General features: G+C 73.8%; 17 protein-coding genes. 5 read left to right on the plus strand and 12 right to left on the minus strand.

Going from position 1 to position 19,405, the window contains the following annotated elements:
• Position 1: 1 nt before the first annotated feature.
• On the minus strand, positions 2 to 1,570 hold the full coding sequence (locus ACFVFS_RS27895; protein ID WP_380627458.1) for an LCP family protein: 1,569 nt from the start codon (positions 1,568 to 1,570) through the stop codon (positions 2 to 4).
• Positions 1,571 to 1,719: 149 nt separating this feature from the next.
• Positions 1,720 to 2,184: a MarR family winged helix-turn-helix transcriptional regulator gene (locus ACFVFS_RS27900; protein ID WP_380627459.1), complete on the minus strand. Its 465-nt coding sequence runs from the start codon at positions 2,182 to 2,184 to the stop codon at positions 1,720 to 1,722.
• 88 nt (positions 2,185 to 2,272) lie between these two features.
• Between ACFVFS_RS27900 and ACFVFS_RS27905 the strand changes: the two genes are divergently transcribed.
• Both ACFVFS_RS27905 and ACFVFS_RS27910 read left to right on the plus strand, forming a co-directional pair.
• Positions 2,273 to 3,310, plus strand: a complete 1,038-nt coding sequence (locus ACFVFS_RS27905; protein WP_380627480.1) for an NADP-dependent oxidoreductase — start codon at positions 2,273 to 2,275, stop codon at positions 3,308 to 3,310.
• A gap of 355 nt (positions 3,311 to 3,665) precedes the next feature.
• Positions 3,666 to 4,160: a DUF3145 domain-containing protein gene (locus tag ACFVFS_RS27910; protein WP_380627460.1), complete on the plus strand. Its 495-nt coding sequence runs from the start codon at positions 3,666 to 3,668 to the stop codon at positions 4,158 to 4,160.
• Positions 4,161 to 4,236: 76 nt separating this feature from the next.
• Here the strand turns inward: ACFVFS_RS27910 and fabF are convergent, their stop codons facing one another.
• From fabF to ACFVFS_RS27935, 5 genes are all read right to left on the minus strand, one after another.
• Positions 4,237 to 5,502: a beta-ketoacyl-ACP synthase II gene (fabF, locus tag ACFVFS_RS27915; RefSeq protein ID WP_380627461.1), complete on the minus strand. Its 1,266-nt coding sequence runs from the start codon at positions 5,500 to 5,502 to the stop codon at positions 4,237 to 4,239.
• Positions 5,503 to 5,654: 152 nt separating this feature from the next.
• Positions 5,655 to 5,897, minus strand: a complete 243-nt coding sequence (locus tag ACFVFS_RS27920; RefSeq protein WP_344325330.1) for an acyl carrier protein — start codon at positions 5,895 to 5,897, stop codon at positions 5,655 to 5,657.
• Positions 5,898 to 5,976: 79 nt separating this feature from the next.
• Positions 5,977 to 7,011 carry a beta-ketoacyl-ACP synthase III gene (locus tag ACFVFS_RS27925; RefSeq protein WP_380627462.1) on the minus strand — a complete coding sequence of 345 codons (1,035 nt, stop codon included), beginning with the start codon at positions 7,009 to 7,011 and terminating at the stop codon, positions 5,977 to 5,979.
• Positions 7,008 to 7,958, minus strand: coding sequence for an ACP S-malonyltransferase (locus tag ACFVFS_RS27930; protein WP_380627463.1), 951 nt, complete (start codon positions 7,956 to 7,958; stop codon positions 7,008 to 7,010). The genes ACFVFS_RS27925 and ACFVFS_RS27930 overlap by 4 nt, the downstream gene beginning before the upstream one ends.
• Before the next feature lie 90 nt (positions 7,959 to 8,048).
• A complete protein-coding gene (locus ACFVFS_RS27935) occupies positions 8,049 to 9,245 on the minus strand; it encodes a PucR family transcriptional regulator (RefSeq protein WP_380627481.1) in 1,197 nt (398 codons plus the stop codon).
• Between the two features lie 218 nt (positions 9,246 to 9,463).
• Between ACFVFS_RS27935 and ACFVFS_RS27940 the strand changes: the two genes are divergently transcribed.
• Entirely contained in the window at positions 9,464 to 10,240 is a 777-nt protein-coding gene (locus tag ACFVFS_RS27940) for a pirin family protein (RefSeq protein WP_380627464.1), read from the plus strand.
• Between the two features lie 6 nt (positions 10,241 to 10,246).
• Here the strand turns inward: ACFVFS_RS27940 and ACFVFS_RS27945 are convergent, their stop codons facing one another.
• On the minus strand, positions 10,247 to 11,074 hold the full coding sequence (locus ACFVFS_RS27945) for a serine hydrolase domain-containing protein (protein ID WP_380627466.1): 828 nt from the start codon (positions 11,072 to 11,074) through the stop codon (positions 10,247 to 10,249).
• A 122-nt stretch (positions 11,075 to 11,196) separates the two neighbouring features.
• On the opposite strand from ACFVFS_RS27945, the gene ACFVFS_RS27950 reads away from it, so the two are divergent.
• On the plus strand, positions 11,197 to 11,658 hold the full coding sequence (locus ACFVFS_RS27950) for a MerR family transcriptional regulator (protein ID WP_380627467.1): 462 nt from the start codon (positions 11,197 to 11,199) through the stop codon (positions 11,656 to 11,658).
• A 25-nt stretch (positions 11,659 to 11,683) separates the two neighbouring features.
• Here the strand turns inward: ACFVFS_RS27950 and ACFVFS_RS27955 are convergent, their stop codons facing one another.
• Positions 11,684 to 12,262 (minus strand): TIGR03086 family metal-binding protein, encoded by a 579-nt coding sequence (locus tag ACFVFS_RS27955; RefSeq protein WP_380627468.1) that lies wholly within the window; start codon positions 12,260 to 12,262, stop codon positions 11,684 to 11,686.
• 100 nt (positions 12,263 to 12,362) lie between these two features.
• Here ACFVFS_RS27955 and ACFVFS_RS27960 point away from each other — a divergent pair, with 100 nt between their 5' ends.
• A complete protein-coding gene (locus ACFVFS_RS27960) occupies positions 12,363 to 13,346 on the plus strand; it encodes a helix-turn-helix transcriptional regulator (protein ID WP_380627469.1) in 984 nt (327 codons plus the stop codon).
• Positions 13,347 to 13,366: 20 nt separating this feature from the next.
• On the opposite strand, the gene ACFVFS_RS27965 is transcribed toward ACFVFS_RS27960, so the two are convergent.
• The 3 genes from ACFVFS_RS27965 to ACFVFS_RS27975 all read right to left on the minus strand — a co-directional run bounded on the left by ACFVFS_RS27965 (position 13,367) and on the right by ACFVFS_RS27975 (position 19,164).
• A complete protein-coding gene (locus tag ACFVFS_RS27965; protein WP_380627470.1) occupies positions 13,367 to 14,578 on the minus strand; it encodes an alpha/beta hydrolase in 1,212 nt (403 codons plus the stop codon).
• A 240-nt stretch (positions 14,579 to 14,818) separates the two neighbouring features.
• A complete protein-coding gene (locus tag ACFVFS_RS27970; RefSeq protein ID WP_380627471.1) occupies positions 14,819 to 17,203 on the minus strand; it encodes a Dyp-type peroxidase in 2,385 nt (794 codons plus the stop codon).
• Between the two features lie 29 nt (positions 17,204 to 17,232).
• Positions 17,233 to 19,164: a galactose oxidase-like domain-containing protein gene (locus ACFVFS_RS27975; protein ID WP_380627472.1), complete on the minus strand. Its 1,932-nt coding sequence runs from the start codon at positions 19,162 to 19,164 to the stop codon at positions 17,233 to 17,235.
• Positions 19,165 to 19,405: the final 241 nt, after the last annotated feature.

Here is a 19,405-nt window from a genome sequence, read left to right on the forward strand (position 1 = left end):
ATCAGCCGAAGGTGAGGTTGGCGCAGGGGTCGGTGTCGGCGTTGCGGCTGTTCTGGGCGATCGCGCTGGGGATGTCGGTGGGCAGCGGGCCGGTGGGGGCGGCGAACGGGGCGCCCGGGGCGCCGGCGGTGCCCGGGGTGGGGACGGCGGCGGCGGGGCGGTAGTCGCGGCCGAGGGTGACGACGACGCCCTCGGAACCCGGCTCCTCGACCGTCCGGGAGCCCGGGAAGAGCGCGGCGAGCCGTTCGGCGGCGGCCTTGAACAGCGGGTCGTAGGCGATCTCGGTGCTCAGCCGGCCGCCGGTGGTCTGGCCGAGCGAGACGTTCGGGAAGCCCTGGGCCCGGATCGCCGCGGCTCCGCGGCCGGCGAGTCCGTCGGTGCCGACGCCGTTGACCACGGTGACCGGGGCGGCGAGCTGCTCGGCGGCCAACGGCAGGTCGGCCGACGGGGTGGCGGACGACGGGGTGGCGGACGACGGGGCGGCGGCCGGGGAGGGCCCGGACGCGGCGGGGCCGGCGCTCGGGCTCGCGGGGTCGGCGAGCTCGCCGGTGGCCTGGCCGTCCAGGGTGCGGTCCTCGCGCAGCAGCCGCCACAGGGTGTCCACATCGGGGTGGACGAGGTCGATCCGGCCGGACTGCACGGTGGAGAACCGCCAGGGGGCGGTGACGAAGGTGATGTCGGAGAGCTTGATCTGCTGCATCGACTGGGCGAAGTCGACCAGCTTCATCGCGGTGCCCAGGCCCTCGTCGACGGTGAGCGAGCGGGTCGCGGCGTCGGCCAGCGGGAGCAGGGTCGGCAGCGAGAAGCCCTGGGACTGGATCTTGCGGATCATCGAGGAGAGGAAGGCCTGCTGGCGCTTCATCCGGCCGATGTCGGAGTTGTCGCCGAAGCCGTAGCGGGCGCGCAGGTAGTCGACGGCCGGCGGGCCGGATATCTTCTGCGGGCCCCGCTTGAGCTTGATGTTGTGCGAGTTGACGTCGTTGGGGACGCAGACGTCCACGCCGTTGATGGCCTCGGTCATCGCGGCGACGCCCTTGAAGTCGACCACGATGGTGTGGTCCATGCGCAGACCGGTGAGGGCCTCGACGGTGTTCTGGGTGCAGGCCGGGTTGCCCTGGGCGGACTCGCCGATGGTGAAGGCCTCGTTGAACATCTGGCCGGTCCGCGGCTTGGTCCAGTCGCCGCTGGGCAGCCGGCAGGACGGGATGGTCACCAGGGTGTCGCGGGGGATGGAGACGCCGACGGCGTGCTTGCGGTCCGCGTAGACGTGCAGCAGGATCGCGGTGTCCGAGTGGCCGACGCCCTCGTCGCCGCCGCCGAGTTCGGCGTTGCCGTCGTTGCGGGTGTCCGAGCCGAGCAGCAGGACGTTGACCGGTACCGAGGCGCCCGGCGCGGCCGGCACGGGCGCGGGCGGGCGTTCGGTGGCGACGCCGCCGGCGTCGAAGGTGGTGATGTTGGTGTCGAGCCGGTGGTAGAACCAGGCCCCGGCCCCGGCCACGGACAGCACCAGGACGGCGGCGAGTCCTATGACGGTCCGTATGACACGCCGACGGCGCGAGCTGGTGCTCATCCTTCCCGTCCCCCCGTCTTCCGTTCTCTTTCCCCACCCGTACCGCCTGGTCGCGGACGGGTGCCGGCTTTCGAACGTTAGACGTTTCGGGGGAGTGTTCGGTTACCTCCGATCGGCCGACAATCCGGCGGCCGGAGCTGTGATGCTCCTCACGCGCCGGGCCCGGCGGCGCCGGCGAGCATCCGCTTCAACAGGTCGCGCAGCTGGGTCCGCTCGTCCGGATCGAGCGCGGCCAGCGGCTCCCGGGCGAAGTTCAGCGACTCGCGGAGCTCCTCGGAGGCGGTGCTGCCGGTGTCGGTGGTGGCGACCAGCTTGACCCGGCGGTCCTGCCGGTCGGGCTGGCGGGTGACGAAACCGCGGGTCTCCAGCCGGTCGACGATGCCGGTGATGTTGGAGGGCTCGCAGCTGAGCGTCTGGGCGATCTGGCGCATCGGCAGGGGGCCGCGCCGCAGCAGGGCGAGGACCTTGGCCTGCGCTCCCGTGAGCGAGCGGGCGGCGGCGGCCTCCTCGTACTCGCGGTGGAAGAGCGCGACCAGGTTGGCCATGAGGTCGACGACCTCACGGGTGATCTCGTCGGCCGGCTGCGCGGTGTCCCGGATCGGCTGGGCGTTCATGGCACCAGTCTACCTGAACATTTGACAACGTGAACTTTTCATGCCCATTGTTACTTCACCGACTCAACCTTTCATGTGGGAGATCACCATGGCCGCCGAGCCCACCGTGCCGGGAGTGCCCGCCACCGCCCGTGAGTGGCACCTCGCCGCCCGCCCCGAGGGCTGGCCGGTCCCGGCCGACTTCGCCCTCGTGGAGGCGCCGGTCCGCGCCCCGGGCCCCGGAGAGGTCCTGGTCCGCAACATCCACCTGTCGGTCGACCCCTACATGCGCGGCCGGATGTCGGCGCGCAAGTCCTACGCGGAGCCGTACGAACTGGACCGGCCGATGCTGGGCGGGGCGGTCGGCCGGGTCGTGGCCTCGCGGGCGGAGGGCTTCGCCGAGGGCGACCACGTCCTGCACTACTTCGGCTGGCGCGAGTACGCGACCTTCGACGCCGCGACGGCCGTCAAGGTGGACCCGGACGCCGCGCCGCTCTCCGCCTATCTGGGCGTGCTGGGCATGCCGGGCCTGGCCGCGTACGCGGGGCTGACCCGGGTCGCGGGGATCAGGGCCGGCGACGTGGTCTTCGTGTCCGGCGCGGCGGGGGCCGTGGGCGGCGTCGTCGGCCAGCTCGCCAGGCTGAAGGGCGCGGCGCGGGTGATCGGCTCCGCCGGCTCGGACGAGAAGGCCGAGCTCCTCGTGAAGGAGTACGGATTCGACGCCGCGTTCAACTACAAGGACGGCCCGGTCGTCGAGCAGCTCCTGGCCGCGGCTCCCGACGGCGTCGACGTGTACTTCGACAACGTGGGCGGCGAGCACCTGGAAGCCGCGATCGAGGCGATGAACCTGCACGGCCGCATCGTGGTGTGCGGCATGATCTCGCAGTACAACGCCACCGAGCCCACCGCGGCCCCGCGCAACCTCGCGCAGATCATCGCCAAGCGCTTCCGGATGGAGGGGCTGCTCGTCGGCGACCACTACGACCTCCAGCCGAAGTTCGTCGAGGAGGTCTCGGCGTGGGTGCGCTCGGGCGAGCTCAAGTATCGCGAGACGGCGACCCGGGGCATCGACAGCGCGGTGGACGCCTTCCTCGACATGCTGCGCGGCGCCAACACCGGCAAGATGGTGGTGCGCCTGGACGGCTGACGCGGCGTCAGCGTTCCTCCGCCTCGCACCGGCCCGGCCGGTGCGAGGCGGTTCGCGCACCCGGCGGAGGGAATCCGGCCGCACTACCGCATTCCGGCCTGATCCGAAAGTGCGTCATCCGTGCTGCGGGGCGGCGCGGTACGGTGGTTCCGCCCGCCGATGGGGCCGTTCGGGGGAGAGATCCGACCGAGGGGTGGACCTCGTTGCGGTTTCGACTAGCATTGAGCGAAAGCCTGTCCGTTTTGCTCAATTTAGTGGCTTAATGTCGGCTAACGTGGGTAACTGTGGATCAACTACGGGCTCGAACACGAGGCAGCTGGGGAAGGCGACCCTCGTCCACAGCCTGGAGGTCCCGGTGACGACACGTGGAGTCCTGTACGTCCACTCCGCGCCCCGCGCGCTGTGCCCGCACGTCGAGTGGGCCGTCGCGGGGGTGCTCGGTGTGCGGGTGAGCCTGGACTGGATCCGCCAGCCGGCCGCGCCCGGGCACTGGCGTGCCGAGCTCTCCTGGCAGGGCGAGCCCGGTACGGCCTCGAAGCTCGCCTCCGCGCTGCGCGGCTGGCAGCTGATGCGCTACGAGGTCACCAGCGAGCCCTGCGCCGCGGCCGAGGGCGAGCGGTACAGCAGCACGCCCGGGCTCGGCATCTTCCACGCCGTCACCGGCATCCACGGGGACATCCTGATCCCCGAGGACCGGCTGCGGGCCGTGCTGCTGCGCGCCCGCAACGAGGGGGCGGACCTGGAGGCGGAGATCGCCATGCTGCTCGGCAAGCCCTGGGACGACGAGCTGGAGCCCTTCCGCTACGCCGGGGAGGGCGCGCCGGTGCGCTGGTTGCACCAGGTGGTCTGACCGGCCGGGGAGACGGCGGAGGGGGCCGGCGCTCGCGATGAGCGCCGGCCCCCTCCCCGTCGTCCGGGACCCGGGGTCAGCGGGTGCGGAAGGCCAGCACCACGTTGTGGCCGCCGAAGCCGAACGAGTTGTTCAGCGCGGCGATCCGGCCCTCGGGCAGCTTGCGGGCCTCGCCGCGGACGATGTCCGCGTCGACGTCGTCGTCCAGCTCGTCGACGTTGATGGTCGGCGGGGCGATCCGGTGGTACAGCGCCTGGACGGTGGCGACCGTCTCGATGCCGCCGGCGCCGCCCAGCAGGTGACCGGTCATCGACTTGGTGGCCGAGATGGCGATGTGGTCCAGCTCCTCGCCCAGCTCCTTGCGGAGCGCCTTCAGCTCGGCGGTGTCACCCTGCGGGGTCGAGGTGGCGTGCGCGTTGACGTGCACGATCTCGGCCTTGTCCAGCTGGTTGCGGTCGAACAGGTCGGCCAGCGCGCGGGCCACCCCGGCGCCGGTCGGCTCGGGCTGGGCGATGTGGTGGGCGTCGGAGGACAGGCCCTGGCCCACCGCCTCGCAGTAGATCCGGGCACCGCGGGCCTCGGCGTGCTCCACCGACTCCAGCACGACCACGCCGGCGCCCTCGCCGAGCACGAAGCCGTCGCGGCCCTTGTCGTACGGGCGGGAGGCGCGCTCGGGCTCGTCGTTGTTCTTGGACATCGCCATCATGTTGGCGAAGGCGGCGATCGGCAGCGGGTGGACCGCGGCCTCGGTGCCGCCCGCGATCACGACGTCGGCGCGGCCGCTGCGGATCATCTCGATCGCGTAGCCGATCGCCTCGGCGCCGGAGGCGCAGGCGGAGACGGGGGTGTGCACACCCGCGCGGGCGCCGACCTCCAGGCCGACGTTGGCCGCCGGGGAGTTGGGCATCAGCATCGGGACGGTGTGCGGGGAGACCTTGCGGGCGCCCTTCTCCTTCAGCACGTCGTACTGGTCGAGCAGGGTGGTCACGCCGCCGATGCCGGAGGCGATCACGGCGCCCAGGCGCTCCGGGGCGAGCTTGGACGACTCGTCGGTGGCCGGGGTCTCGTAGCCGGCGTCGGCCCAGGCCTCGCGGGCGGCGATCAGCGCGAACTGGGCCGAGCGGTCCAGCTTGCGGGCCAGCGGGCGGGGCAGGATCTCGCCCGGCTCGACGGCGGTGCGCGCGGCGATCCGCACGGGCAGCTCCGCGGCCCACTCCTCGGTCAGGGCAGCCACCCCGGAGCGCCCGGCGACCAGGTTCTCCCAGGTGGTGGCGGCGTCGCCGCCCAGCGGCGTGAAGGCGCCGATACCCGTGACGACCACGGTACGGTTCTCAACAGTCACTGGATCTTCTTCTCTCACGTTTGTGCGGGCGGTCGGCGACGGCCGAGGGTGAGCCCGGCCGGGCGCCCGGTGGGGCGTCCCGGCCGGCGGGTCGGCCGACTCGGAGGAGCCGGCCGATGTCAGGCGTCGAACGCGTGGAGCGCGTCGACCGCTCAGGCGTGGCTGAGGATGTAGTCCACGGCGTCGCCGACGGTCTTCAGGTTCTTGACCTCGTCGTCCGGGATCTTGACGTCGAAGCGCTCCTCGGCGGCCACGACGACCTCGACCATGGACAGCGAGTCGACGTCCAGGTCGTCGGTGAAGGACTTGTCGAGCTCGACGTCCTCGGTCGGGATGCCGGCGATCTCGTTGACGATCTCGGCGAGACCTTCCAGAACCTCGTCCTTGGTAGCCATACTGGCTGCTCCTCTTCGGTGGTGAATGCGGCCGCCCGGCGGACGGACGCAGGTTTGCGGGTGGATCGGGCGAAAACGCCTAGGGGAGCGTAACGACTGCCGCGGCGTACACGAGACCCGCCCCGAACCCGATGATCAGTGCGAGGTCGCCGCTGCGGGCCTCGCCGCTCTCCAGCATGCGTTCCATCGCCAGCGGGATGGACGCCGCCGAGGTGTTCCCGGTCTCCGTGATGTCGCGGGCGACGGGCACCGAGGCGGGCAGCTTGAGGGCCTTGATCATGGCGTCGGTGATCCGCATGTTGGCCTGGTGCGGAATGAACGCGCCGAGCTGGTCGGCGGTGATCCCGGCGGCGTCGAGCGCCTGCTGGGCCACCTTGGCCATCTCCCAGACCGCCCAGCGGAAGACCGTCTGGCCCTCCATCCGCAGCGCGGGCCACGTGATCCGCTCGCCGGCGCCGTTGACGGCGTCCTCCTTGGCGAACGCGGTGTCCCAGGCCTGGGTCTGCGAGATGACGTCCTTCTGCGAGCCGTCCGAGCCCCAGACGACCTTGCCGATGCCGGGGGTGTCGGACGGGCCGACGATCGCGGCGCCGGCGCCGTCGCCGAAGATGAACGCGGTCGAGCGGTCCGAGGTGTCGGTCAGGTCGCTCAGCCGCTCCACGCCGATCACCAGCACGTACTCGGCGTTGCCGCCGCGGACCAGGCCGTCGGCCAGGCCGAGGCCGTAGCCGAAGCCGGCGCAGGCGGCCGAGATGTCGAAGGCCGGGGCGGTGCCGCAGCCGAGCCGCTCGGCGATCTCGGTGGCGATGGCCGGGGTCTGCTTGAGGTGCGAGACGGTGGCGACGATGACGCCGCCGATCCGCGCCGGGTCGATCCCGGCCTGGGCGATCGCCTTGCCGGCGGCCTGCACCGACATCTCGGCGACCGACTCCTCGGGGCCGGCCCAGCGGCGCTCGGCGATCCCGCTGCGGGTGCGGATCCACTCGTCCGAGGAGTCGATCCAGGTCAGCACCTCGGCGTTCGGGATCACCCGGACCGGGCGGTAGCCGCCCACACCGTGGATGCGCGAGTACCGCGCACCGGTGACCGGGCGGATCTGGGGGGTGTTGCTCATGCCTGCTGCTCCTGCTCCTGACCGCCGTGCTCCGCGACGAGCGCGCGGGCCTTGTCCAGGTCGGCGGGGGTCTTGAGGGCAAGCGTCGCCACGCCCTTGAGGTTGCGCTTGACCAGTCCGGTGAGGGTGCCCGCCGGGGCGAGCTCGATGAGGGCGGTCGCGCCCAGCTCCCGCAGGGTCTCCATGCAGAGGTCCCAGCGGACCGGGTTGGAGACCTGCGACACCAGGCGGCTCAGCACCTCGGCGCCGGAGGCGACGACCGCGCCGTCCTGGTTGGAGACGTACGCCACCTTCGGGTCGGCGACCGGCAGGGTCGGGGCCAGCTTGGCCAGCCGCTCGACGCCCGGGGCCATGTGGGTCGTGTGGAACGCGCCCGCGACCTTCAGCGCGATCAGCCGGGCACCGGCCGGCGGGTCCTCGCGCAGCGCGTCCAGCTGCGGCAGGGTGCCGGCCGCGACGATCTGGCCGCCGCCGTTGTTGTTGGCCGCGGTCAGGCCGTGCTCGGCGAGCTTCGCCGCGACGGCCTCCGGGTCGCCGCCGAGCACGGCGACCATGCCGGTCTCGGTGGCGGCGGCGGCCTCGGCCATGGCGAGGCTGCGCTCGCGCACGAAGGTCAGCGCGTCACGGGCGCTCAGCACTCCGGCGCCGGCCGCGGCGGTGATCTCGCCGACGCTGTGGCCGGCGACCGCGCCGACCAGCGAGCGGGCGGCGTCCTCGTCCGGGAACAGCGCACGCGCGGTCACCAGGCCGGCCGCCACCAGCAGCGGCTGGGCGACGGCGGTGTCCTTGATCTCCTCGGCGTCCGCCTCCGTTCCGGCGCGCACGAGGTCGAGCCCGGCGACCTCCGACCAGCCCTGAAGGCGGTCGGCGACACCGTCGAGCTCCAGCCAAGGGCTGAGGAAACCGGGGGTCTGAGCACCCTGTCCAGGGGCGACGATTACGAGCACGGTTCAACCCTCTCTCGCCAGGCGCCCGGGGGCGGGTAGGCGACGGTAACGAAGAAAAGCATCCGGGATTGTAAGGTCCCTACAGAGCGGTCAGCTCGACTCCCCGGCGGCCGTGAGCCGCCCCAGCGCCAGTGCGATACGCAGGGTGAACGCCGAACGTACGTCGGAGGGAGCGTAGCCCGTGACGTCGGTCACACGTCGGAGCCGGTAGCGCACCGTGTTGGGGTGGACGAAGAGCATCCGGGCGGCTCCCTCCAGTGAAGAGGCCTGCTCCAGGTAGACACTCAAGGTCTCCAGGAGTGCCGAGCCCGCCTCGTCCAGCGGTGTGTAGATCTCCTCCACCAGCTGGCGCCGGGCCGCCTGGTCCCCGGCCAGCGCGCGCTCCGGCAGCAGGTCGTCGGCCAGCACCGGTCGCGGGGCGTCCGGCCAGGCCGCGCAGGCCCGCAGGCCGGCCGCGGCGGCGTGCGCCGAGCGGGTCGCCGAGAGCAGGTCCGGCACGGTCGGGCCGACCACCACCGGGCCCGGGGCGAACTGGCCGATCAGCGCCCGGGCCGCGTGCACCGGCTCCTTCTCGCCGCCCACCACGACCACCAGGCGCTTGCCCAGCACCCCGGTCAGCACGTGCAGCTTGGCGTACCGGGCGGCCCGGCGGATCGCCTCGACGACCAGCTCGCTGTCACCGTCGGGGGCCGAGCCCATCACCACCCGGACCTGGCTCGGCTGGCCCCAGCCGAGCGCGGCGGCCCGGGACAGCACGCCCTCGTCGGCGTCGCCGGAGAGCAGCGAGTTGACCACCAGGGCCTCCAGCCGGGCGTCCCAGGCGCCCCGGGCCTCGGCGGCCTGGGCGTACACCTGGGCGGTGGCGAAGGCGATCTCCCGGGCGTAGACCAGCACCGACTCGCGCATGTCGGCCTCGTCGCCGGGGGCAGCCACCTCCTCGATGGCCTCCTCCATCACCTCGATGGTGGTGCGGATCAGCTCGACGGTCTGGCGCAGGGTGATCGCCCGGGTCAGCTCGCGCGGCGCGGTGCCGAAGACGTCGGTGGAGATCGCCTGCGGGGCGTCCGGCTTGCGGTACCACTCGGTGAAGGCGGCGATACCCGCCTGGGCGACCAGGCCGATCCAGGAGCGGTGCTCCGGCGGCATCCGCCGGTACCAGCCGAGCTGGTCGTCCATCCGGGCGATCGCCGCCGAGGCGAGCTTGCCGGAGGACTTCTCCAGCCGCTTGAGGGTCGCGGCCCGGCGCTCGGCGCGCTCGGCGGCGAGCCGGCGCTCCTGCGCGGTCAGGCGCGGTGCCGCCCGTCCGGGCCGGTCTCTCCCGGCGCCCGGTGTCGGGCTCTTCCCGCTCTTGTCGGGATTGGCGGTCGGATCGCTCTTGGAGTTCGCGGCAGCGGCTGGCACAGGGACAAGACTGCCTCACCGGAGTGACTGCTCGTGCACAGCCCCCGGTGGACGGGCGGGGTGGTGACGGTCACACCCGTCACGGGTGCCACTACGGTGGGTCCGTGACCGATGCCGCCGCCCGCCCCCGCGCCGACCTGCGCCGCACCGCCGAGCGCTACCGCTCGACGCCCGCCGAGGGCGTCGAGACCAGGCACGCGTTCTCCTTCTCCGGGCACTACGACCCGAAGAACACGCACTTCGGCGCACTGCTCGCGTGCAACGAGGAACTGCTCGCCCCCGGCGCCGGGTTCGACGAGCACAAGCACCGGGACACCGAGATCCTCACCTGGGTGCTGGAGGGCGCGCTGGCCCACCGGGACTCGTTCGGGCACGGCGGGGTGGTGCGGCCCGGCATGGTCCAGCACCTGAGCGCCGGCTCCGGCGTCACCCACACCGAGCGCAACGTCGGCGGAGCCGAGGGGCCGGTGCGCTTCGTCCAGATGTGGCTCCAGCCCGACGTGTTCGACGCGCCCCCCGCGTACGGGCTGCGCGGGGTGGAACGCACCGCCGACGGGTTGACGCTGCTCGCCTCCGGGCTGCCGCGGGACGCCGGAACCGAGGCGCTGCGGCTGCGGCGCGGCGACGCCGCGCTGTGGCTGGTGACCGCCGGGCCGTGGCAGCCGCTGCCCGCCCTGCCGGCCGCCGCCTACCGCTACGCCCACCTGACGGCCGGCTCGCTCGGCTACCGGACGGTGCCCGGGCCGCAGGGCGGGGGGCGCTCGATGGTCCCCGGCGACAGCGTGCGGATCACCGGGGACGCCTTCGCGGCGCCGACGGCCGGCGAGGACGGCGCGGAGCTGCTCCTGTGGGAGATGCACTCGCCGGTCTCGTACGGCTGACGTCTCCTACAGCTCGGCGAGCACGGCGTCGCTCAGCACCGGCCAGGCCTCGGCGGCCCACGGGCCGAAGTCCCGGTCGGTGAGCGCGACGCAGGCCGCGCCGGCCTGCGGGTCGACCCAGAGGAAGGTGCCGGACTGGCCGAAGTGGCCGAAGGTGGCCGGGGAGTTGGCGGTGCCGGTCCAGTGCGGTGCCTTGCCGTCGCGGATCTCGAAGCCGAGGCCCCAGTCGTTCGGCCGGCGGTGGCCGAAGCCGGGCAGCACCCCGCTGGTGCCCGGGAAGGCGACCTCGCGGGTGGCGGCGTGCAGGGTGCCCGGGTCGAGCAGCTTGGGGGCCTGGAGCTCGGCGGCGAACCGGGTGAGGTCGGCGAGCGTGGACAGGCCGCCGGCCCCGGCGGGGGAGCGGTGCGCGGTGTTGACCAGGGTGGCGTGCATGCCGAGCGGCTGGAACACGGCCTCGGCGGCGTACCGGCCGAACTCGATGCCGGCGGCCCGCTCCAGGGTCTGCGCCAGCACGTCGAAGCCGGCGTTGGAGTAGAGCCGGCGGTTGCCGGGCGCGGCCATCACCTTGTGCTCGTCGAAGGCCAGGCCCGAGGTGTGGGCCAGCAGGTGCCGGACGGTCGAGCCCTCCGGACCGGCCGGGTCGTCCAGCTCGAAGACGCCCTCCTCGACCGCGACCAGTACGGCGTAGGAGGTGAGCAGCTTGGTCACCGACGCCAGCGGGAACAGGTGGTCCTGCGGCCCGTGGGCGCCCAGCACCGCGCCGTCCGCGCCCCGTACGACGGCGGCCGCCGCGTGCGGCACCGGCCAGGTCTCGATCTTCCGCAAGCTCTCCATGGGGCCCGACTCTAACCGGGGCGGCGGGCCCGGCGGGATGGCAGGCTTGGCCGGAGCGCACTTGCTTCGAGTGCGCTCCGAGGCGTTGGCGTCGTCGTCACGCCCATCACGGGGGGCCGGCCATGACCGTACTCGCATCCGTCGAGACCGATCTGCGCACCTGCGACGAGGTGTTCCGGGACCCGGTCGGCACGGCCGACGGGACGCCGCGGCACACCATCGGGGAGGTGTCGGCGGCCAGCGGGCTGACCGCGCACACCCTGCGCTGGTACGAGCGGATCGGCCTGCTCGACCCGGTGGACCGCTCGGCCTCGGGCCAGCGCCGGTACTGCGACGCGGACCTGCACCGGCTGGCCTTCCTGGGGCGGCTGCGGCTGACCGGGATGCCGGTGGCCGACATGCTGCGGTACGTGGAGCTGGCCCGGGCGGGCGAGCGGACCTCGGCGGACCGCCGCGACCTGCTGCTCGCCCACCGGGAGGCGGTGCGGCAGCAGATCGCGGACCTGCACGCGACGCTGGCCGTGCTCGACCACAAGATCGACGTGTACGACGGGCGGCTGGCGCGGTGCGCGTCGAGCCACTAGGAGCCGACGGCCGTCGGACCGGCCGTCAGGCCGCGCGGCCGAGGTGGGCGGCGAGGCGGGTGTACGGGTCGGCGTCGGCCGGGGCGGGCAGGGCCGGGCCGAACGGGACGCCGTCGCCGCGCGGTCCGGCCGGCAGCGCGACCAGGGCGATCGCCAGCGCCGCCTCGGCCAGCCGCTCGTCCAGCGGGAGGCCGGTGCCGAGCGCGTGGGCGATGTCCCAGGAGTGCGTGACGGTCTCCAGGACGTAGCCGCCCACCGCGTTGCGGCCGGGCACCTCGCCCCAGGGGGCGGAGGTCGGGCGGTCCAGCTTGGCGTCGTCCGCCCAGGCGGCGGTCACCCGGGCGCGGGCCCGGCCGAGGGCGGCCGGCCAGCCGTCGTCGGGCAGTTCGCCGGTCGCGGCCGCGACGTCCAGGCAGTACCCGCCCTCGCCGGTGTAGGCGAGCCGGTGGATGCCGCCGACCACGTGGCCGAGCAGGGCCCGCAGGTCGTACTCGGTGCACGGGGTGGGCCGCTCCAGGCTCTCCGGCCCGATCTCGGCGATCAGCTTCTCCAACTGGTCGAGGGCGAGCAGGTACAGCGGGCGCGGGTCCTGGGCGGTGTCCATGGGGTGCTCCAACTCCATTGGCGCGGAAGGTTTCCGGTCGGGAGGCAATCTCCCGGTAAAACCTGACAGGTGTCGTCATGATTTCTGGGATCCTCGTGCCATGAAGGCCGACCGCCTGCTCTCGATCCTGCTGCTGCTCCAGACCCGCGGCCGGGTGCCCGCCACCGAACTGGCCGAACGGCTGGAGGTGTCGGTCCGCACCATCTACCGCGACGTCGAGGCGCTCTCGGCGGCCGGCGTGCCCGTCTACACCGAACGCGGCCGGCACGGCGGCATCAGCCTGCTGCCCGGCTACCGCACCGACGTCAGCGGTCTGACCGCCGACGAGGCGCGCGCCCTGTTCGTGCTCTCCGCCCAGGGCGCGCACAGCGACCTCGGGCTGGACGGCGCGCTGGGCTCGGCGCTGCGCAAGGTGATGGCCGCGCTGCCCGCCCCGCACCGGCCCGGCGCCGAGCGGATCAGCGAGCGCGTGCTGGTCGACCCGGCGCGCTGGCTGCAGACCGGTGCGGCGCCGGGGCCGGACCTGGGCGAGCTGCAGTACGCGGTGTTCGCCGACCGGCGGCTGCGGCTGCGCTACCGGCACAGCGGCACGCCCGCGCCGGTGGAGTACACCGTGGATCCGTACGGCCTGGTGAGCAAGGCCTCGGTCTGGTACCTGGTGGCCGATCTGCACGGCGAGCCGCGGCTGTTCCGGGCCGACCGGGTGCTGTACGCGCAGACCTCGGACGAACCGGTGCGCCGCCGCCCGGGGCAGGGGCTGGGCGAGGTCTGGGCGGTGCTGCGCGAGCAGGTGGAGCGGCTGCCCCGGGAGTTGGCGGTGAAGGTGCGGGTGCGGCGCGGGCGGCTGGACATGTTCGTCCGGATCCACGGCACCCGGCTCGCCGCCCCGCCGCCGGAGGGCGGGGGCGGGGGCGGGGCGCCCGAGGACTGGGTCGAACTCTCGCTCGGCTTCCAGTCGTTGCCGGCCGTCCGGGCGCTGCTGGCGTTCGGCGCGGACGTCGAGGTGCTCTCCCCGCCGGCCGCGCGCCGGGAGATGGGCCGCGCCGCCGCCGAGGCCGTCCGGCTCTACCCGGAGGCGCGGTAGGGCGTGTCCGACCCGGCGCTTCAGGCCTCGGGGGCGGGGCGGAGCACGTCCTGGTAGGCGCCGAGGGCGACGGCCGCGAAGTTGTGCAGGCTGTCGGTGCCGGCGGCGAAATAGCCGTTGTGGCCGGAGGAGCGGGCCGAGGAGATCCGGTCGGAGCCGAAGTCCAGCGAGGTCGGATCGGCGCCGTGGCCGAGCCCGCCGACCTCCAGGTACGGCACGTTGCCGATCCAGTCGGTCTCGTTGCGGGTGGCCCAGACGTGCACGCCGTCGCCCAGCTCCGAGGTGCTCTCCACGCCCATGCCGGGGGAGCCGAACACCACGAGGTCGGTGACCCCGGTGGTGTCGGCCGGCGAGGCGGCCGCCCGGGGGATGTCGGGTGCGGCGGTGCCGCAGACCACCGAGCCGTAGGAGTGGCAGAACAGCGCGGGCGGCGCCTGCGGCCGGGTGGTCTCCTTGAGCCCGGCGAGCAGCCGGCGCAGCCGGGGGGCGCCGACGTCGGCGAGTCGGGAGGTCACCGCGTCGGGGCCGAGGCCGGAGGGGGTGACGTATCCGGTCCAGGCGACCACCGCGGTGCGGGTGCCCGGGGACTGCCGGTGCTCCTCCCGGTACAGCGCCCGGGCCATCCCGGCGGGTGAGCGCAGCGGCTCGACGGCCTGGTCGAAGTGGCCGAGGTCGGCGTCGGAGCCGGGGACGAGCACCGCGACCCGGTCGGCGCTGCCGAGGTCGCCCCAGACCTCGGTGAGCAGGCCGCGGCCGCGCGGGTCGAAGGCGAGGATCTGCCGGCCGTCCGCGAGCAGGCTCTGCACGTCGTTGGCCCGGGAGACGGCGAGCGCGCGCTGCTCCGGGGGGAGGGTCCGGTCGGCGGCGCGGGTCCGGGCGCGGTCGCGCTCGGCGGCCAGCGCGATCCGGTTGGCCCGGTAGCGCACGGCGAGCGGGGCGCCGTCGAAGTTGCCGACCACCAGCGGGTAGGCCTCGACCAGCCGGTTCAGTTCGGCGGGGGTGAGCTGCGCGAAGAACTCGGCGACGGCGGCCGGCGCGGTGGTGGCCGGGTCGGGCAGGTCGTGCCCGTAGGAGTGGTCCTCGACCCAGGCGGCGCTGCCGGCCGGTGGGGTGGAGATGGCCAACTGCTCGGTGGCGGCCGCGGCCTGGGCGGCCGCCGCGCCGGCGTCGGCGAGGACGGCGGCACCCGCGAAGGCACCGATCAGGACGTGCTTCCACCGCCGACGGCGCATCGCCTCAACTCCCTGAGAGTCCCGTCACCGATCCCGGACGGGAGCCCGGAGGGTGGTACGACTGCCAACTTCCGAGCGCAAGCCTAGGGGCCGGGAGGCGCGCTGGGTCCGGCTTAAACTGTGGGATGGATCACATGAACCGGGGGTGTCTCGGATGCGTCCTGGTCGTTCGCGCGGGAAGCGCTCCGCCCCCGCGGCCGGGCGGTCGCGGGGGCGGGGGCGCTGGGCGCGGGGGCCGGTTCAGAGCAGCGAGTTCCAGGCCGAGACCGGGCGCGAGCCGCTCACCAGGCGGTCCGGGTGGCCGCTGCCGTCGGCGACCGAGATCCGGCGGTAGGCGTCCCCGTGGAACACCCAGTACTCGCTCCTGCCGCCGGCCCGCTGCTGGTCGGGGACGGGCAGGAAGCAGTCCACCCGGTCCACGCCGCCGAGCGAGCCCCACTGGGAGAGCTCGCGGTCGCCGCGCTCCAGCGTGTCGGGGTGCCCGGTGCCGTCGGCCACCGAGATCAGCCGGTACCGCTGGCGGCCGCCGGTGGTGTGGAAGGCCCAGTACCAGCTCTTGCCGCCGGCCCGCTGCTGGTCGGGGACGGGCAGGAAGCAGTCCACCCGGTCCACGCCGCTGAGCGAGGCCCAGGGGCCGAGGTCGCGGTCGGTGCGCTCCAGCGTGCCGGTGTGCCGGCTGCCGCCGCTGATCGAGACCGCCCGGTACTGCTGGCGGCCGCCGGTGCTGTGGAAGACCCAGTACCAGCTCTTGCCGCCGGGGTCCTGCAGGTCGGCCATGGGCAGGACGCAGTCGATCCGGCCGATGCCCTGGAAGCAGGGGTGGGCGCTCAGCGGGGTGTCGCCCTTGACCACCTGGTCGGTGTGGGCGGGGCCGTCGGCCACCGCGATCTTGCGGTAGGTGTCGCCGTGGCAGGCCCAGAAGTGGCTCTGGCCGGCCCGCCGCCACTGGTCCGGGACGGGGACGATCTCGTCGCACGGGTACGCGGGGCCGCCCGGGGCGGTGGTCTGGCCGCCCTGGGTCTGGGTCTGGGTCTGGCCGCCGCCCTGCCCGCTCTGGCCGCTGCTCTGCCCACCGCCCTGTCCGCCCTGTCCGCCCTGGCCGGCCTGGCCGCCCGTGGTGGCCGCCGGGCCGACCAGCCGTCCGTCGGCGAGCCCCCGCAGGGTGCTGAGGGAGGGCATGAAGGCGTACACCGAGCCGGTGGTCTGCACGAACTGGGCGAAGCTCAGCGGGGTGTGCTTGACCGTGCCGTCCGGCTCGCGGCTCTCGAAGTCGACGTCGTCCGCCTGCTGGGTGACCGGGTCCTTGCCGGGCTCCGGGTGGCGGCCGGGCGGGAAGTCCGGCTGGTCCATCCAGTCGGCCTGGATGAACTCGAACTGCCGCGCGATGTCGGCCTGGTAGCAGACGAACAGCAGTCCGCGCGGGTCGTCGGGCCCGCCGGGGCCCTCCGAGGCCGGGTCGAACGGCGCGCCGTACGGGGTGCCGCGACGCATGATCCGGCGGCCGTCGAGCGCCCCGGCGTCCAGCGGAGGGCTGGCGGGGCCGGGTGCCTGGAGGCCGGCCCGCGGGCTGGTCTTGCGCAGGTGCGACCAGAGCGGGGTGACCAGGCCCTCCAGGTCGTCCCGGAAGTCGAAGTCGTTGTCCGAGGCGGCGCCGGGGCTGTTGGGGACGTCGTGGTCCTTGAAGTGGCAGACCGGGGCGCCGGAGCGCCAGCGGCCGACCATCCGGGCCGCCAGCCACTCGGCGGTGGCGGCGTCCGGGACGGCCTTGGCGAGCCGGAGCTCCTTCAGCTTGACCGCGACCTGCGACCACCAGCCGGGGACGTCCTGGGCGAGCCGGCGGACCACCTGGAAGGAGCCGCCGCGCGCCCAGTCGGGGAAGTCCCGGAAGCTGCCCGGGGCCGGCTCCTCGCCGCAGACGAACTCGCCGGCCGGGATGATCCGGGTGCCCGGGTGGCCCTCGACCTCCTCGGGCCGGGCGGCGTCGGGCCGGTCGAAGCCCCGGACGCCCGGCTCGCTGATGCCGTCCTTGAAGCCGAAGTGCTCCTTGCCGCGGCGGCTGCCGAGCAGGGTCTGCGCGTTCTGCTGGTAGACGATCAGCACCCGGAACTCGGCGGCGGCGATCCGCTGGGCCTCGACCGCCGTCCGGAGGTCGGCCTCGCTGTCCGCGGAGAGCTTCAGCACGGCGTGCACCGGCTGGCCCTTCCCGTTGCCGAACAGCCAGTTCGCCGGGGAGTTCTCGCCGGTGTCGCCGAGCGCTCCGGCCCGCTTGGCCGAGCCCTCCTTGAACGCCTCCAGCCCGGTGCCGCTCCGCGGCGGCTGCGGGAACGGTTCGGTGGTGGAGAGCATCCGCAGGCCCTCGTAGGTGAAGCTGACACCGAGCCAGGTCGCCTTGAGGGTCTTCGGGTCGTCGCCGCCGGAGGTCCTGCGGGCCTTGCTGAACGCCTCGTTGAAGGCGGCGACCTCGCGGGTGGTGGCGATCTGCGGGTTGAGCTGCCGGAGCCAGTCGCGGGCCCGGGCCGCGTCCTCGAACTTGAGGAACAGGACGCTGACGTTGTCCTTCCTGAAGCCGGCCAGGACGTCGCCTTGGATCTCCTCGCTGTCGCGGAGGGGCAGATCCGTTGCCATGGGGTGGGGGTTCCTTTCGGGAGCGGGGGTCAGGCGGTGAGCTGGATCCACTTGGCGACGGAGGGCACGCCCTGGTCGTTGAGCAGGAAGAGCATGTACCAGCCGGGCGGAGCGGCCTTGGCGTCCGGCGGGGCCTGGAACTCCAGCCGGTTGCCGGCCCGGCTGCTGAGCCGCAGGTCGAGGTGGCGCTGGCTGGTGTTGATCGAGTGGGTGGAGGTGGTGGGGGCGAGCAGTACCGCCTTGGAGACCAGCTCCGGGGTGGTGGTGGTGACCTGGAAGGTCTTGTCGTAGCCGACGGGCGCGGCCGGCGTCCGGTCGAGGACCGGGCGGTCGCCCTGGTGGAGGTAGGCCGGCTCGTAGATCTCGATGGTCCCGTTCATGGTGACCGGGCCGGTGGTGCCGGGGACGCCGGCCACCGTGCCGTCGATGTCCGGGTTGTTGGCGATCTGCTGGAGCTCGTCGCCGGTGACCATGACGCGCCCGTCGGGCAGCACCACGGCGTTGGAGTGGTAGCCGCGCGGCAGCCGCTGGACCGGCCCGAGCTGCCAGTTGCCCTGGTCGTCGCGGAGTTCGACCTGGCGGTACTTGAGGTCGGCGTTCGGGTTGTACGGGCCGTTGCCGTAGTCGCGGATGTCGTAGGCGCCGTTGACGGTCATCAGCCGGCCGTTGGGCAGCAGCAGGGTGTCGTCCTGGGTGCGGCCGAAGGCGCGGGACTTCTCGGCGGTCCAGCTGCCGTTGGAGAAGCGCAGGGTGCTGGGGTTGTCCCGGTCGCCGCCGAGGATCAGCGCGGAGTCCGGGCCGTTGGCTCCGCCGGGCAGCAGGACGGCCGAGCCGTAGTTGCGCTTGCGGCCGTCGGGGCGGGCGGTGAGGTCGCTGCGGGACTCCGCGACCGGGTCGAACCTCCACTGCTCGGCGGCCTGCCGGCCGAAGCCGTAGATGTTGCCGTCGTTGAGCGAGAACAGGTGCGGGTAGTCCAGGGTGAACGGGGCGTCGGCCTTGAACCGGTCGACGGGGACGTTCTTCGGGGTCTCGCTCTTGAGCGAGGGCACCGGGTAGTTCTTGGCGGGGAAGCGCTCGACCACCGGGGTGGGGGTGCCCCAGCCGAGTTCGGACTGGCCGGACATGATCAGCTGCCGGCCGTCCGCGCCGGTCACCACCGTCGGGTACCAGCGGCCGACGGACATGTCGGGGTTGTGGGTCCAGGTCTCGGTCCACGGGTCGAAGATCAGCGAGAGCTTGGCGCCGGTGCCGCCGTTGCCGCCGAGGTTGCCGCCGAAGACACCGAGCATGCCGTTGGGCAGGAAGGAGTGGCCGGCGCAGAAGAACGGTGCCGGGCGGGGCTGGTTCAGGCCGTCGGGCATGTCGACCACGGGCGGGGTGACCTGCTTGAACGCGTCCTTGCCGTAGCCCGCCGCGGGGTCCCAGAGGAACGCTCGGCCGGCGTTCTCCCGGCCGGTGGTCTGGGTGGGGGCGGGCTCCTTCTCCGGGTTGGTCTCGATCCGCTCGAAGGAGAACAGCAGCACCTTGCCGGTGGGCAGCAGCGCGACGTGGTCGCCGAAGTCGGGGGAGGGGAAGTACTGGTTGAACGCCCCGAAGGTGGCGGCCGCGAAGCCCTGGTTGTGGGTGGTCTGGGAGTCCGTCAGGGCGTTCAGCCGGTTGGTGCGGGTGGTCTGCGGGTAGTCGCCGACGCCGCGGACGGCCGCGCGCATCCGGGCGTGCTCCTCGGCGTGCTCCTGGCCGAGCGCGGCGACCTCGTCGTCGCGCACCTCGGCGAGCACCCGGGGGTCGGTGACCCGGGGGGCGACGGCGGTCCCGCCGTCGGGGGCGTCATGGCCTCCGGAGCCGTGGGCGGCGGCGGGGACGACGGCGGTCAGGGCGGTGCCGGCGGTCAGCGTGAAGACCACGGCGGTGGCGAGCACGGTGGCGAGGCGCCGGCCGGGCCGTGGCGGGGGCAGGGACATGGAACTCCTCGAACAGAACAGGGGGCCGTCCGGCTCGGAACTCCGGGCGGGGAAGGGGGGAAGGCCGACGGGCCGCAGCCGGTCGCCGACAGCCACAGGCCATCACGGTGGGTCGTGGTTCGCATGCGGAGTCACTGCGTTCGGCGGGGGCGGGCGCCGCAAGCGGGTGAGCGGGCGCGCGGGGAGGCGGGAGCGGGGGGGGGGCCCCCCCCGCCCCCCCCCCGCCCCCCCCCCCCGCCCC

The sequence above is a fragment of the Kitasatospora sp. NPDC057692 genome, from assembly GCF_042799475.1.
Lineage (GTDB): Bacteria > Actinomycetota > Actinomycetes > Streptomycetales > Streptomycetaceae > Kitasatospora.

Excerpts from the sequence above, each read along its gene's own strand:
- ACFVFS_RS27895 (WP_380627458.1), bottom strand. The coding sequence starts at position 1,570 with ATGAGCACCAGCTCGCGCCGTCGGCGTGTCATACGGACCGTCATAGGA.
- ACFVFS_RS27900 (WP_380627459.1), bottom strand. The coding sequence starts at position 2,184 with ATGAACGCCCAGCCGATCCGGGACACCGCGCAGCCGGCCGACGAGATC.
- ACFVFS_RS27905 (WP_380627480.1), top strand. The coding sequence starts at position 2,273 with ATGGCCGCCGAGCCCACCGTGCCGGGAGTGCCCGCCACCGCCCGTGAG.
- ACFVFS_RS27920 (WP_344325330.1), bottom strand. The coding sequence starts at position 5,897 with ATGGCTACCAAGGACGAGGTTCTGGAAGGTCTCGCCGAGATCGTCAAC.
- ACFVFS_RS27925 (WP_380627462.1), bottom strand. The coding sequence starts at position 7,011 with ATGAGCAACACCCCCCAGATCCGCCCGGTCACCGGTGCGCGGTACTCG.
- ACFVFS_RS27945 (WP_380627466.1), bottom strand. The coding sequence starts at position 11,074 with ATGGAGAGCTTGCGGAAGATCGAGACCTGGCCGGTGCCGCACGCGGCG.
- ACFVFS_RS27950 (WP_380627467.1), top strand. The coding sequence starts at position 11,197 with ATGACCGTACTCGCATCCGTCGAGACCGATCTGCGCACCTGCGACGAG.
- ACFVFS_RS27955 (WP_380627468.1), bottom strand. The coding sequence starts at position 12,262 with ATGGACACCGCCCAGGACCCGCGCCCGCTGTACCTGCTCGCCCTCGAC.
- ACFVFS_RS27960 (WP_380627469.1), top strand. The coding sequence starts at position 12,363 with ATGAAGGCCGACCGCCTGCTCTCGATCCTGCTGCTGCTCCAGACCCGC.
- ACFVFS_RS27965 (WP_380627470.1), bottom strand. The coding sequence starts at position 14,578 with ATGCGCCGTCGGCGGTGGAAGCACGTCCTGATCGGTGCCTTCGCGGGT.
- ACFVFS_RS27970 (WP_380627471.1), bottom strand. The coding sequence starts at position 17,203 with ATGGCAACGGATCTGCCCCTCCGCGACAGCGAGGAGATCCAAGGCGAC.
- ACFVFS_RS27975 (WP_380627472.1), bottom strand. The coding sequence starts at position 19,164 with ATGTCCCTGCCCCCGCCACGGCCCGGCCGGCGCCTCGCCACCGTGCTC.